We start from the raw sequence: 13786 nt of genomic DNA on the forward strand, positions 1-13786 counted from the left end.
CCCGAGCACTCCGTGGTGCTCGCGCAGGGAGATGTTCCCGCGCCCCCGCGGGGCGGCCCCGCCGGCCAAGGGGGCTCACCGGGGCCGGGCGCCCCCGGCGTCCGACGGGCCGGCGCGGGAACGGCCCGCCGCCCCCGGGGGCTGACGCGGGGAAACTCCCGCCCTTACCCTGACAGGTGATGGGACGACACGGCTGGAACCCGGGGGCGCGGCGGTGGCGGTTCGCCGCCCTGCTGGGTGTGGGCATGACCGCGCTGGCACTCGTGCTCACGATGTGCAGCGTCTGGCCGGGCGACGACGGCGCGGCCGTTCCCGGTACCACCACCGACGGGGCGCGCCCGCACGGCATCCCGCCGTCCGTTTCGGGCGCGCCGAAGCCCGAACTGGGCTGGGGCTTCACCCACACCCAGTACAGCGCCGACGACGACACCCCGGTCCCCGCGGCCCGCGCCCGTGCCGAGAGCCTCCTCGCCGACCGCGGGCTGCCGCAGGTCCAGCACCTGATGGGCTGGGGCTCCGACAACCCCGAGCCCTCACCCGGCCGCTACCGGTTCGACGCGATGGACAGCCGCATCGACCTCGTCCGCGCGTCCGGCGGCACCCCGGTGGTCACCCTGTGCTGCGCCCCGGACTGGATGAAGGGCGGGAAGCCGGGTGCGAAGACCGACTGGTCCCCACAGGCCCTGGAGACGGCACCCCGCCCCGAGCACTACGCGGACTTCGCCAAGCTCGCCGGAGTCGTGGCGCGACGCTACCCCGACGTCAAGCACTTCATCGTCTGGAACGAGTTCAAGGGCTTCTTCGACGACCGCGCCAAACGCTGGAACTACGAGGGCTACACCGAGCTGTACAACCTCGTCCACGCGGAGCTGAAGAAGGTCGACGCGGACATCCTGGTCGGCGGCCCCTACCTGGTCATGGACAGCCACGAGCCGCGCGCCACGGAGTACGCGTCGCACGTCAAAGGGCCGTGGGGCAGCATCGACCAGCGGTCCCTGGACGCCTTCACGTACTGGAACGAGCACAAGGCCGGCGCCGACTTCGTCGTCGTCGACGGCTCCAGCTACACCCGGGACGACGAACTGCTGCCCGACGAGTTCCGTGCCACCGACAAGTTCACCGCGGTCAGCCGCTGGGTCCGCGAGCAGACCGCGAACGAACTGCCTCTCTGGTGGGCGGAGTACTACGTCGAGCCCGGCGACAGCAACGACGCACGCGACGACTGGAGCGAACCGCGCCGCGCCGCCGTCCATGCCACCGGCATGATCGCACTCGCACGGGGCGGTACCGGCACCGCCTTCTACTGGAACCCGCAGAACCAGGGCGCCCGGTGCGCGGGCTGCCTGTGGAAGTCCACGCAACTCGCCGACGGTGGGCGGGAGTTGCCCATGATGGCGCTGCTCTCCCGCTTCGCGAAGGAGTTCCCGCCGGGCGTCCGTCGCGACGACACGGTGGCGGTCGCCGCCGCCGGCGCCCCGCACGTCCGCGTCCTGGCGAACGACAGGACGGCTCTCGTCGTCAACACCCTCGCCCGCCGCGTGGAGACCGAGGTCGACGGCCAGGAAGTCGACCTGGGCCCGTACGAGGTCCGCTGGCTCACGCGCCGCTGAGCGGTTCCACGACGCCTGTGCCCCACTTCCCCCCGACCGGCTCCTTCAGGCCAGCACTCCCGACAGCGACAGCAGCCTGATCACCAGGGCCGCCAGCAGCACCGCCAGCAGCGGCAGCGCGAACCAGTACGTGGACTGCATCCACTGGAGCTTGCGCACGCTCTCCCCGCGTGCGACCCGCACCAGCTCCCGCGCCGACAGCAGCACGATCAGCGCCACCGCCGCGAGCGCGCCGACCACCGACCACGACGTCCACGTCACCCGCGGACCGGCGGGGCCCGGGTCCGCCTTCTCGACGGGCCCGTCCGGCTGTTTGCGCAGCGTGTAGAGCGTGACGTCGGGATTGGCCAGGACCTTCTTCAGCTCCGGCCGGGCGTCCAGGTTCTGGACCAGACGCTTCTCCCAGGCCGTGCCGTACCCCGCGTCCATCTGGAGGTAGACGACCTGGCTGCGGTTGATCATCAGGTACGAGTTCGGTCCGGCGTCCTTCAGCTTCTTGACCAGCCCGGCGACCAGCACGGGATCGCGCGGCGCCTCCGTCGGCTCGTAACGGACCTTCTCCATGTCCCGCGCGCCCCACGGCAGCGCGGGCGTCACGTTCTCCATGACGTCGCTGCTCATCCACAGCAGCCGTGCGGTGGGCTCGTCGTGCGCGTACACGTACTCCATCGCCGCGACCTCGCCCGCCCGGGTCCGTTCGAACGCCTCGTTGCCCCAGCGGGCCACCAGGAAGCCGCCCATCAGCACCAGGCCCGCCGTCAACGCGGCCAGCGGCGCGAGGCCGGTGCGCTCCGCGTCGCGCTCGGCAGCCGTCGCCCCCGTGCGGGGGAAGAAGCCGAGACCGGCCAGCAGGGCGGCCCCGGGCAGCGCGAACATGAAGACCCGCAGGGCCATCTCCCCGCCGTACGACTGCATTCCGAGCATGAGGAACGGGACGAAGGCCACGACGATCAGCGAACGCTCCGCGTACCCCGCGAAGCGTCGGCGCAAGACGCCCCAGCAGGCCAGCGCCAGCACGCCGCCGGCCAGTGCCACCCGCACGTACAGCACCAGTTTGTGCGTGGAGCTGCCGCCCTCGATGCGGCCCGCCACCGACGACGACACGTTGTCGCCGAGACCCCCGATCCCGCCGAACAGCTCCTGGAAGTGCCCCGACCAGTACGGTTCGGCGAAGAAGCCGATCCACGCCGCGACCAGGACCGTCAGCAGGACCGGCAGGCCGCGCAGCGTGCAACGCCCGAGGACCACCAGCAGCGTCACCACGCCCAGCATCACGAACGGGGTGAGCTGATGCGCCGGTACCGTCCCCGCGAACAGCGCGATCAGCACCACGAGCAGCGTCGCCTTCTCCCGCCGCCCGGCAGGCACCACCTCCGCCTCGCCCGGCCGCCGCTTCGTCCAGATCACCCGCGGCTCCCGGAACCACACCAGCAGGATCGCCACGAACACGAGGTGGAGGAGGTACGTGTAGCCCTGCGGCGAGAAGTAGTCCTGCCCCACCCAGCCGCTCAGGACGAAGAACCAGGCACCCGTCCACTTCGCCCGCCAGCTCGCCCGCATCGACTTCGTGAGGAGGAACAGCGGGGGCAAGTAGAGGAGTTGGATGAGCGTCGGCCACCACCGGATGACCTCCGTCAGGTCCGAGATCCCGCACGCCTGGGCGACGAAGGCGGCCGCCGCGAAGAAGCCCGGCCAGCTCCAGCGCGCGTCCAGGTCCGGCACGGAGGAGCCGGTGCGGTCGATGTACTCGACGAAGCCGAGGTGCTGCCAGGCCGTGGCGAAACGCGGTGCGTCCTCCAGTACGGCGGGCAGGGCGTGCAGCGACACGACGGTGGCGACCAGGGCCAGCCCGAGTAGGACGGTGCGCGGGCGCTCCAGCCACAGCAGCGACGCGAACGACACCGCGAGCAGTCCCGCTCCGACGAGGGTCGCCCACGGCAGCACGGAGACGAGACCGAGCCCCCCAATCCGGTCGAGATCGGCCTCCTCGACGCCGTGCAACGGCAGCCAGTACAGCAGCAGCGCCGTCAACAGGAGGAGAGTCGCGGAGAGTTCGGGAGCGCGACGGCGCAGGAGGCCCGGCGCCCGCACAGTCGGGGGCGGAGCGGCCTCGCGCCCGGTGGGGTCCGACGCGGCGGAGTCCGGCCCCGCCGGGCCCACCGCCGCGCCCCCGGCGGCCGGTGCACGCGCCGTTCCGGCCGTCGCTACGGGCTTCTCGCTCTCGTCGACGGACGGGACGGACGCGAGTGAGGAGGCCGTGGACGCGGGTGGGGACGCGCCCGAGGCCGCGGCGGGGGAGACCGTAGATGGCGATGGCGATGGCGATGGCGATGGCGATGGCGACGGCGACGGCGACCGCGACGGCAGCCGCAGCGCCCACGTCGGCCGGTGTTTCCCCGCGTCCCCTGACGTCTCTCCCATGCCCTGTACGACGCCGGAGGCGCCCCGGGGGATGTACAGCCCGGCCGCCGGGGTTTCCGGGCCGGGCCGCACGTCCGGCCTGCGTTCTTGGTGGTCGAAGTCGGCGTGCGCGCCGAGCGGCAGGGCGCCCGTCTCGCCGAACCCGGTCCGCTGCGCCCAGCGCGGGCCCTCGCGCAGGGGTCCTGGGGGCGCTCCCGCCACCGCGGCGGGCTCCGCCGGACATTCCGGGCCTTCCGGATCTTCCCGGTCCGCCGTGGCCCCGGCCGCCCCCGGTGCGTCCGGAGCGGAAGCCGCCGTGTCGCCGACGGGCTCCGGCACCTCCGCGGCCCGCACCGCTCCCGCCTCCGGCCCCCCGGGGCGCCGCACCACCCCGTACAGCTTGAAGGCGGCGACGGCGGCGATCACGGCGAGGCTCGCTACCTCCGCGACGCCCGCGCCCGTCAGGCCCATCCGGGGCAGCAGCACCAGCGTCAGTCCGAGCACCAGGACGCACAACCCGCCCTGGAGATAGGCGAGTCCGGCTGTGCGGCTCTGTGCCCGCAGCACCGCGAAGTACACCTCGATGACCACGCGCAGCAGGGCCCCGACCGCGAACCAGCGCAGCAGCGGCGTCGCGGCCACGGCGTACTCCGGGCCGAAGACCCCCAGGACGTACGGCGCCCCGAAGAAGAGGACCGCCGCCACCGGCACCATCAGCTTCGCCATCTTCGCCAGCGCCGCCCGGCAGTTGCGCGCCAGCGAAGCCGGATCGTGCGCGCCCTCCACCGTCAGCGACGCGCCCATGTTGATGGCGAGCAGGTTGACGGTGCTGACGATCGTCACGGTGATGTAGAAGTACGCGTTGTCGGCCGGGGCGACCTGCGAGGCGACGATGACCGGCACCAGGTAGACCACGGCGAGCGAGAACAGCGATCCCGTGTAGTCCCCGGCCAGGAACCGCCCCAGCTGCCGCGCCGTCGGCGGCTCGGCGAGCCCCTTCGTCGCTTCGACGTGCCGGGGCACCAGCCTGCGGAACACCAGGAATCCCAACGGGATCACCGACACCGAGATCGCCGCCACCCACGACACGAACACGCCCGCGGTCGGGACCGACGCCGCGATCAGCACCAGCAGGACCAGCTTCACCGCCGAGAAGACGGTGTTGCCGACCGGTACCCACAGCGCGCTGCGCAGCCCGGTCAGCACCCCGTCCTGGAGCGTCAGCAACGACCAGCCGATCACGGCCAGTACGAACCCGAGCCCGTTCAGCGGCCCGTGCAGGAACCTGTACGACGGCCCCCACAGGTCCAGCGTGAGCAGGAAGATCCCGGCCGCCACCGCCACCACCGCGGAACTGCCCGCGTAGGTACGGAACACCAGCCGCCCGGTTCTGGCGCCGGACACCGGGATGAAGCGCGCCAGTGCCCCGGTGAGGGTCAGCGCGGTCAGCCCGGCGAGCAGTTTCATGGCGGCGATCGCCGCCGACCCCTGACCGACCGCCGAGGGCGCGTAGTAGCGCGCGGCGACCAGCCAGAAGCCCAGGCCGAGGATCGCGCTGACACCCGTGTTGAGCATCAGCGCGTAGGCATTGCGGAAGAGCGGACTGCCACCGCCCCTCCTCGCGGAGAGCAGCCCGGCCACCGACGGCAGCCGCGGCCTGCGCCCCGGCGGGCGTTCCCCGGTACCGACGTCCTGCACGGCATCGTCCTGCACGGCATCGGGCACTGCGTCGTGCACGGCGCTGTTCTCCCCGGTGTCGTTCCCGGCCTGTGCGGTGGTCGTGTCAGACACGGCCGGCGGCTGCCTCTCGGATCTGCCGTGGGATGCGGGCGGCGGCCCGGGACCTGCGCAGCAGCGCGTACCCCCGGGTGAGTGTCCGGTCCTTCGCGAAGTCGCGGCGGGTCGCCCGGTTCTCCACCATCCGCTCGAACCGTCCGATGCCGGTGGTGCGCCGCACGGTCACCCGGCGCAGCGCGTACGGCCCCTGGCAGCGCGCCGCGAGGCAGTTGTTCACCGCCAGGGCCTGCGCGAACCCGGCGTCCCGCACCGCCTGTCTGACCCGGCGGCTGGAGTAGCCGTACGGGTAGGCGAACGAGACGGGAGCGCTGCCGAGTTCGCCGACGGTCAGCTCCCGGCAGTGCCGCACCTCGTACCGCAGCCGTGCGTCGTCGAGCTGGTCCAGCTGCGGGTGGCTGTGGCTGTGCCCGCCGATCTCGGTTCCGGCGGCGGCCAGTTCGCGCACCTGGGCCCAGTCGAGCATGGTGTCCGGCGCGCCCGGCCCTTCGTACGGTCCGCGCAGCCAGCCCGTGGAGACGAAGAGGCTGGAGCGGAAGCCGTGCCGGACGAGGGCGGGCAGCGCGTACCGGTGCACGCCCTCGTACCCGTCGTCGAAGGTGATCACCACCGGCTTGGCGGGCAGCACCACGCGCCTCCCGCGCCAGGCGTCCCCCAGCTCCTGTGCGGTCAGCGGGGTGAAGCCGTGCGCGTCGAGCAGGGCCATCTGCGCGGCGAAGGACTCCGGCGAGACGGACAGCCGGTACGCGGCGTCCGCCGGCCGGTGCCCGACGGCGTGGTACATCAGGATCGGAACAGGTGCCGTGCTCATCCGTACGCCCCCTCGCGTTCCTCGCGACCGCCGCCCGCGCCGTTCACAGGCGGGGCGAGCGGTGTGACCGGCGCGACCGAGAAGCCGGCGGCCCCCCTGCGGGCCCGGACGCTGCCGACCACGTACCCTCCCGCCGCGGCGGCCACTCCGGACACGATGGCCCCGGCCCGGCCCACCGCGCCCGGCCGGCCCAGCGCCGCGTCCCGCAGAGCGCGCAGCACGCCCGCGGGCAGCACCCTGCTCGTGTAGCGGCGCTCGGACTCAAGCCCCCTGCCCGCGCCGACACTTCGCGTCACGAGTGCCTTCGACAGGCCCTCGGCCCAGGTCCGGGAGCGGAAGTAGCCGAAGCGCTCCCGGCCGGCGGGCACCTTGTGGTGGATGACCGCCCGGTCGTCGATCAGGAGCACCGCGTCCGGGAGCGCCCTGCTGAGCCGGATGCACAGCTCCGTCTCCTCGCAGCCCAGCGGGCGCCTGTCGCCGTCCCGGCCGATACCGGTGGCGAACCCGCCCGCCGCGTCGAAGGCGGACCTGCGGAACGAGGCGTTGCCGCCCAGCACGTTGCGCACCCGCACCTTCCCCGGCGGGATGCCCCGGTAGGTGCAGCCGACGACCCAGTCGAACTCCTCGGGGAACCAGGCCGGGCGGCGGCCCGAGGACCACGCGGGCACGGTCCGGCCGCCCACCGCCATCACGTGCGGATCCGCGTAACCCCGGACGAAGTGGTGCAGCCAGTCCCGCTCGGCGACCGCGTCGTCGTCGAGGAACGCGACGATCTCCCCGCGCGCGGCGGCGATGCCGGTGTTGCGGCCCGCGGACAGGCCGCGGGGGCCCGCGTTCGCGAGCACCCGCACCCCTGCCGCGGGGCCCCCGCCCGCCCGCTCCCCGAACTCCTTCGCCAGCCGCTCCCGCAGCGCCGGATTGTGGTCCACGACCAGCAGCGTCTCCGCCGCCGGCCGGGACTGCGCGCGCACCGAGGAGACCGCCGCGAGGATGTCCTCCCAGCGGTCCTCGGTGTACACGCAGATCACCACGGTGACCGTCAACCGGTCCACGTCCGAGGGGTGTTCGGCTCTCAAGACACCTCTCCCGGGCCTGCCACCCGGCGGGGTGCGACCGCGGGCAGGCCGGCGCGGCGCCTGCCGTGCCGTTTGCCGTGCTCCTTGAGGATCACCCGGAGCACCCGCAGTCCGTCGCGGACCGCGCTGAGGTTGCTCAGGCCGTGGATGCGCTCGTACTCGTGGCTGGGTATCTCCTGGACGCGCAGGCCGGCCTTGACGACCCGGATGTTCATCAGGGTCTCCACCTCGAAGCCGGTGCAGTCGAGGTCGATCTTGTCGAGGCAGTGCCGCCAGAAGGCGTTGTAGCCGTAGCAGAGGTCGGTGTAGCGGGCGCCGAACTTGGCGTTGACGACCGTGCACAGTACCGAGTTGCCCAGCTTGCGGACGGGGGTCATGTCGTCCGTGCCGCCGCCGTTCGCGAACCGCGACCCCTTCGCGAAGTCGGCGCCGGAGACGAGTGCGGAGACGTAGCTGACGATCTCGGCCCCGTCCGCCGAGCCGTCCGCGTCGACCATCACGATGATCTCGCCGGTGCAGGCGGCGAAACCGGCGATCAGCGCGTCGCCCTTGCCCTTCCCGGTCTGCCGCACGACTTTGACGTCCGGCCACAGTTCACGAGCCACCCGGACGGTGTCGTCGGTGGAATTCCCGTCCACGAGGACGACTTCGTGAATCCATTCCGGCAGCGTCTTGAAGACGTACGGAAGGTTCTCCGCCTCGTTCATGGCGGGGATCACGACGCTGACGGGCGGAGTGATCGCGAGATGCGAAGAGATCGGCCGGTACGTGAGACTCTTCTTGATCGCCCTTCGGTCTTTTCCGTTCGTGGACGGCGCGAGAAGCGGATCTTGTCCCGGTACCGCGGGTCGGAGAAATGAGCTCATGAGTCTTTTCCCTCTCCACCGGTGGACCGCCCGCCCCCGGGCGGTCCGGATGAGTTTCCGGTTTGAAGGGGGGTTTCACCCCGGCACAACGGAATCGAACTCCGTGCTGACGTACTTCCGTTCCGACTGGGTGAGCTGGCTGATGCTCTGCGCGGAACGTGCCTCGACGCCAAAACGCTCGCCGAGCACGGCACCCCCCTGCCCGCGCGCCCGCCCCGGACCCCCTCGCGGCGCCTGAGCCCTCCCCTGGAGCCGCTGTGCTCGATGGACCGATGCGGGTCGATGTACGACGGTATTGATGCCGAGGACCTTATGGCAAGACCTGGAACCCGACCTCGCTCTATTGTGACTTTGGCGGTTCTTCGACGGTCACTTCCGGAATCGTCCCGATCGGATTTCGCCCATCCGCTTGAGCAGTCTGTCGGCGGGTTCGAACAGTTCCGGCCGCGCCACCACCGTATTCCGTAGCGCGCGCACCGGAGTGCGGTGTGCGCGATGACCGAACGCGACCGGATGGTGTCGCATCACCCACCCCTCGGAAACCATGACCTCCCGCGTTTTCAGAGCGTCCTTGTACTCTTTCTGGCCGCGCCCGAGATCGATGTACGCGATCCCCCCGGACGCCGCACCCTCCGCGATCTTGAGCTGCAACAGCAAACCCGGAGAATACTTTGCGAACTCCGGGTCGTAGGCCGGGAACCAATTAGCGAGGATGCGTTTCGAGCGCGGGCCGAAGTGCGCGGCGACGGGCCACCCGTCGGCGTAGAGCACCGACAGGAGCCCACTGAAGGTGTCGGTGCGGGTGTGGAACAGCTGCTCGACCAGGTGGACGATCCAGTCCTGGGCGAAGCGGTCGCTGCGGCCGGTCCTGCGGTACTGCGCGGACTTCCACCGCATCAGCGTCCGCAGCACCGCCGGGTCGCGTTCGTCGTGCACGTAACGCACGTCGCCGACCTGCCGCTGGAGCCGGCGTTCCTTGGCCAGCGTGGACTTGAGGAACTTCGGCGCGTGCGTCCGCAGGTGGGCGAGGTAGCCGTCGTAACCGCCGAGGGTGTCGACCACGGGGGAGGGGAAGCTGCCGCTCGCCCCCGCCTCGAACGGGCCCTGCCCCTGCACGAGATGGTCGAACTCCCACACGGCGAGCCCGCAGGCCCGCAGCATCCCCCGGGCGTCCCACGTGAACCCGGGCCGGTGCACGACGCCCTGGCTGTCGGAGACGCCCAGCCCCAGGGCCCGCCCCACGCCCGCGGCGGACCGCTGGTACGCGAAGAACGCGACGGGCTCCCCGCCCTCCCGTACGACGGCGATCCGCACCCCCCTCCGGCACCGGCCGAGCGCCAGCGCGAACTCCGGCGAGAGGAACGGATTGGCCAGCTCGGGCGCTCCGTGCAGATGGGCCTCGGACTGCAGGGCGCTCCACGCCGCCCGGTCGGCGTCGCTGAGCTCGGCCGGTCGGTACACGGTGACGCCGTCGGCGCCGTGGACGTGCGCACCGCCGCCGGCGGAGCGGAGCGCGTCGGTGTCGTCGTGGTGGATGCCGTCCGTGCGCCTGCTGTTCGGGTCGGGGGAGTTCACGTCACGTGCCCTGCCTTCCCGCCGTACGGCTGCCCGGCCGGCGTACCAGGGTGAACAGGAGGAGAAGGACGCTGATCCCGCCGACGGCCACGACACCGCCTTGGACCGACCAGAGGTGCACGGCCAGCATCGTCTGGGCGACGAGGAGGTTGAGCGCCAGCGCCGCCGCGGCCGACACCACCGCCCGGCCCGGCGGCGACAGCCCGCGCAGCAGGCCCGCCACCGCCGCAGCCGGAGCGACGAGCAGGAAGAACACGGTGAACGGCGCGCGCAGCGGCGAGGACAGATCGGTGAACGCCAGCCCCGCGCCCGCGACGGCCACGGCGAACGCCGCTCCGCCCGCGAGCGGAAGAAGCTCGCGCGAACTGCCCGAGCGGCTCCCCGACGGCACGTCAAAGTTGGTCTGCATGGGTGACTTTGCCCCCCGAAGCACCGGATGCCGGACTTCAATGTCGCCCAGTCGGCTCGGCCCCGTCAAGGATGCGGAGAGAGTGTGCAGAAGATCCCGGCCGAATGTCCTTGGCATGGACACTACCGGCGAGTCACTGGGGCTGGTACCAACGGTTGAGGCGGCCTGCTCAATCTGATGCGGCCCCCCCACAGGGAGGTTCCATGAAACTGTCCCGAACCACCGCGCTGTCCTCGTCGTTGCTGCTCGCCGGAGCCCTCGTCCTCACCGGGGCCGGGACGGCACAGGCGGATCAACAGGCCCAGGCCGTCGACTACGTGGCCCTCGGCGACTCCTACTCCTCAGGCGTCGGCGCGGGCAGCTACGACTCCGCGAGCGGCAACTGCAAGCGCAGCACCAAGGCCTACCCCGTCCTCTGGGCCGCCAAGTCGGCGCCCGCCAGCTTCAAGTTCGCCGCGTGCAGCGGCGCCCGTACCGGCGACGTGACCAGCGGGCAGCTGAGCGCGCTCAGTTCGGCGACCGACCTCGTCAGCATCACCGTCGGCGGCAACGACGCGGGCTTCGCCGACGTCATGACCACCTGCGTGCTCCAGGGCGAGTCCGCGTGCATCACCCGCATCAACAGAGCCCGCGCGTACGTCGACAGCACGCTCCCCGGGCAGCTCGACACCGTCTACCGCGGTATCAGGGCCAAGGCCCCCGCCGCCCGCGTCGTCGTCCTCGGCTACCCCCGCTTCTACAAGATCGGCGGCAGCTGCGCCGTCGGCCTCAGCGACAGATCCCGCAAGGCGATCAACGACGCGTCCGACTACCTCAACACCGCGACCGCGAAGCGCGCCGCCGACCACGGCTACACCTTCGCCGGAGTGACCGGCACCTTCACCGGCCACGAGATCTGCACCGGCGCACCGTGGCTGCACAGTCTGAAGTGGAGCAACATCGGCGAGTCCTACCACCCCACCGCCGCCGGACAGTCCGGCGGCTACCTGCCGGTCATGACCTCGGCGGCCTAGGAGACCATGCCGGCAGCCCCTCAGTAGGGCGTGGCCGGAGGTGCGGAGCCTTCGCCCGTGGTGGGCGGAGGCTCCGCACCGTCGCAGGTCACCGAGAACGCGACCGGGGTCGAGGTCACCGTGCGCGGGCTCCGGATCCTGAGCAGCACAAACTCCTGCCAGGTCTCACCGGCCCGGTGGGCCGACTCGGTGTGCCGCACCTCCTGGTTGGTGGTCCCGGCCGGGAAGTCCAGCGTTCTCCACTCACCGTCCGAGGTCTCCCCGCTCCGGGTCGTCCACTGGTACTCGACCTTCTCGGGCGAGCGGTCGATGGTGATCGTCGCGTGGAAGGCGGGCGCCTCGTCCTCGGGAGCCGGACACCTGCCCGTATAACTGTCCCGCTCCGCGTGCACACTCACCCGCACCCCCTGCTTCGGCGGGGCGGTCGTCGTGCCGCCGGCACCGTTGCCGGTGGCGCCGCTGCCCCCGGTGGAACCGCCGGTGGCGTCGTTGCCCGAAGGTGTGCTGTCCTCGGTGTCGCTGGGGGCAGGCGTAGCGCCGGCGCCGTCGGCTGCGCCCGAACTCCCCCCGGCACCGGCGGAGTTGCTGCTGCCGCCCGAGCTGCCGCCACCCGCCTCGCGGTCCCTGCCGGTGTCCCGCGTGAGGGCGTGGACGAGCGCCGCGACGCCCAGCAGCAGCACCGCGACACCCGCCGCGAGCAGGGCCACCGCCCGCCGGGGCCGGCCCGCGACGGTGGAGGTGACCCCCGTCCGACCGCCCGCCGGCCCGAACGACCCGCTGCCGGTGCCGCCCACCGGCAGCGGCACGGGCACGGGCCGCGCCGGAGTCGGGTACGGGGTGCTCGCCGTGACCGTCGGGCTGCCGTGCGGCCCCGTGTCCGCGGCCCCCGGCGCCCGCCCGCCCGCAGCCACGGTCCGCAGCCACCGCTCCGCGTCCGCCGCCGGCATCCGGTCGGACGGGTCCTTCCTCAACAGGCCCTCGATCACCGGCCGCAGCGCCCCCGCCCGGGAGGGCGGCGGCAGTTCCTCGTCGACCACCGCCCGCAGCGTGGAGAGCGGGGTGTCCAGCCGGAACGGCGAGTTCCCCTCCACCGCGGCGTACAGCAGCACCCCGAGCGACCACAGGTCCGACTCCGGGCCCGGCGTGCGCCCCAGTGCCCGCTCGGGGGCGAGGAACTCGGGCGATCCGATCAACTCGCCCGTCATCGTCAGCGCGGACGTGCCCTCGACGGTGGCGATGCCGAAGTCCGTGAGGACCACCCGCCCGTCGTTCCCGAGCAGTACGTTGCCGGGCTTCACGTCCCGGTGCAGCACCCCCGCCTCGTGCGCGGCCCGCAACGCCGCGAGGACCTCCGCCCCGATCTGCGCCGCCCGCTGCGGCGTGAGCGCCCCCTCGGCGTCGAGGACGTCCGACAGGCTCAGTCCGCGCACCAGCTCCATGACGATCCACGGCCGGCCGTCCTGGGTCGCCACGTCGTACACGGTCACCACGTTGCGGTGCGAGACGCGGGCCGCCGCCCACGCCTCCCGCTCCAGCCGGGCGTACAGCCGCTGCTGGTCCGTCCCGCCGAGTCCGGCCGGCGCCCGGACCTCCTTCACCGCGACCTCGCGCCCCAGCACCTCGTCGCGGGCCCGCCACACGACGCCCATCCCGCCCTGCCCCAAGGGGGCCAGAAGGCGGTACCGACCCGCCACCACCCGTTCCTCGCCCGGAACTTCGCTCACTGGACGCATCCCCCGATCCGCACGATCCGCAGCAGGGCGGCATCATGGTCGAAACCACTCCAAGTTAGCTCAACTCCGCTGTGCTGCGGCCCCTTTGTACCGTCACGGTCCGTCAACATCCGTACGCCTGTAATGAATCCCGTGGGCGGGATACACGTGGGTGACGACGGGGAGATAGGGTTAACCTGCCCGGTGACGGGTGCCCTCGTACGGGTGGGGAGTGACATGGAACAGATAACGGTGCGCAGCAGGCCCCGGGTGCCTGCCATTACATGCGGGAGCAGTGCGACCAGCACGCGGCTCGACCGCCATCTCGCGGTGCTCGGCGGCCCAGCCGTCCCGCAGCGGGAAACGGCCGAGGCGACGATGCTGATGCGTGAGCTGACCTCGCGTGAGGTGCCGCGCACGCGCAACACCAGCAGGGGCACGCGCATCTCGCGGGTCTCGCTGTTCGCGCCGCTGAGGCGGCTGCGGAGATCGCTGTTCGGGAATCGCGGCTGAGCGCAGC

Annotated in this window: 10 protein-coding genes; 3 read left to right on the forward strand and 7 right to left on the reverse strand. The window is 72.2% G+C overall.

Translation table 11 applies throughout. The features are described from left to right. The first annotated feature begins 179 nt into the window (after nucleotides 1-179). Complete coding sequence (locus tag ACQPZG_RS27370) at nucleotides 180-1610, forward strand: xylan 1,4-beta-xylosidase (protein WP_433548364.1); 1431 nt, start codon at nucleotides 180-182, stop codon at nucleotides 1608-1610. 45 nt (nucleotides 1611-1655) lie between these two features. Here the strand turns inward: ACQPZG_RS27370 and ACQPZG_RS27375 are convergent, their stop codons facing one another. The 6 genes from ACQPZG_RS27375 to ACQPZG_RS27400 all read right to left on the reverse strand — a co-directional run bounded on the left by ACQPZG_RS27375 (nucleotide 1656) and on the right by ACQPZG_RS27400 (nucleotide 10541). Further along, nucleotides 1656-5801: a lipopolysaccharide biosynthesis protein gene (locus ACQPZG_RS27375; protein ID WP_433548365.1), complete on the reverse strand. Its 4146-nt coding sequence runs from the start codon at nucleotides 5799-5801 to the stop codon at nucleotides 1656-1658. Beyond that, nucleotides 5794-6615 (reverse strand): polysaccharide deacetylase family protein, encoded by an 822-nt coding sequence (locus tag ACQPZG_RS27380; RefSeq protein ID WP_433548366.1) that lies wholly within the window; start codon nucleotides 6613-6615, stop codon nucleotides 5794-5796. Before ACQPZG_RS27380 ends, ACQPZG_RS27375 begins: the two co-directional genes overlap by 8 nt. After that, complete coding sequence (locus ACQPZG_RS27385) at nucleotides 6612-7691, reverse strand: glycosyltransferase family 2 protein (protein WP_433548367.1); 1080 nt, start codon at nucleotides 7689-7691, stop codon at nucleotides 6612-6614. The genes ACQPZG_RS27380 and ACQPZG_RS27385 overlap by 4 nt, the downstream gene beginning before the upstream one ends. Then, nucleotides 7688-8557, reverse strand: a complete 870-nt coding sequence (locus ACQPZG_RS27390) for a glycosyltransferase family 2 protein (protein WP_433548368.1) — start codon at nucleotides 8555-8557, stop codon at nucleotides 7688-7690. Before ACQPZG_RS27390 ends, ACQPZG_RS27385 begins: the two co-directional genes overlap by 4 nt. A gap of 369 nt (nucleotides 8558-8926) precedes the next feature. Further along, complete coding sequence (locus tag ACQPZG_RS27395) at nucleotides 8927-10018, reverse strand: GNAT family N-acetyltransferase (protein ID WP_433549574.1); 1092 nt, start codon at nucleotides 10016-10018, stop codon at nucleotides 8927-8929. A 115-nt stretch (nucleotides 10019-10133) separates the two neighbouring features. Beyond that, nucleotides 10134-10541, reverse strand: a complete 408-nt coding sequence (locus ACQPZG_RS27400) for a hypothetical protein (protein ID WP_433548369.1) — start codon at nucleotides 10539-10541, stop codon at nucleotides 10134-10136. A 203-nt stretch (nucleotides 10542-10744) separates the two neighbouring features. On the opposite strand from ACQPZG_RS27400, the gene ACQPZG_RS27405 reads away from it, so the two are divergent. After that, nucleotides 10745-11554 (forward strand): SGNH/GDSL hydrolase family protein, encoded by an 810-nt coding sequence (locus ACQPZG_RS27405; RefSeq protein WP_433548370.1) that lies wholly within the window; start codon nucleotides 10745-10747, stop codon nucleotides 11552-11554. A gap of 20 nt (nucleotides 11555-11574) precedes the next feature. Here the strand turns inward: ACQPZG_RS27405 and ACQPZG_RS27410 are convergent, their stop codons facing one another. Continuing rightward, nucleotides 11575-13278, reverse strand: coding sequence for a serine/threonine-protein kinase (locus ACQPZG_RS27410; RefSeq protein WP_433548371.1), 1704 nt, complete (start codon nucleotides 13276-13278; stop codon nucleotides 11575-11577). Nucleotides 13279-13503: 225 nt separating this feature from the next. Between ACQPZG_RS27410 and ACQPZG_RS27415 the strand changes: the two genes are divergently transcribed. Beyond that, nucleotides 13504-13779 (forward strand): hypothetical protein, encoded by a 276-nt coding sequence (locus ACQPZG_RS27415; protein ID WP_433548372.1) that lies wholly within the window; start codon nucleotides 13504-13506, stop codon nucleotides 13777-13779. Nucleotides 13780-13786: the final 7 nt, after the last annotated feature.

Origin of the sequence: Streptomyces sp. CA-294286 (assembly GCF_050947155.1) — a bacterium.
Lineage (GTDB): Bacteria > Actinomycetota > Actinomycetes > Streptomycetales > Streptomycetaceae > Streptomyces.

Excerpts from the sequence above, each read along its gene's own strand:
- ACQPZG_RS27415 (WP_433548372.1), top strand. The coding sequence starts at position 13,504 with ATGGAACAGATAACGGTGCGCAGCAGGCCCCGGGTGCCTGCCATTACA.
- ACQPZG_RS27380 (WP_433548366.1), bottom strand. The coding sequence starts at position 6,615 with ATGAGCACGGCACCTGTTCCGATCCTGATGTACCACGCCGTCGGGCAC.
- ACQPZG_RS27400 (WP_433548369.1), bottom strand. The coding sequence starts at position 10,541 with ATGCAGACCAACTTTGACGTGCCGTCGGGGAGCCGCTCGGGCAGTTCG.
- ACQPZG_RS27405 (WP_433548370.1), top strand. The coding sequence starts at position 10,745 with ATGAAACTGTCCCGAACCACCGCGCTGTCCTCGTCGTTGCTGCTCGCC.
- ACQPZG_RS27390 (WP_433548368.1), bottom strand. The coding sequence starts at position 8,557 with ATGAGCTCATTTCTCCGACCCGCGGTACCGGGACAAGATCCGCTTCTC.
- ACQPZG_RS27370 (WP_433548364.1), top strand. The coding sequence starts at position 180 with ATGGGACGACACGGCTGGAACCCGGGGGCGCGGCGGTGGCGGTTCGCC.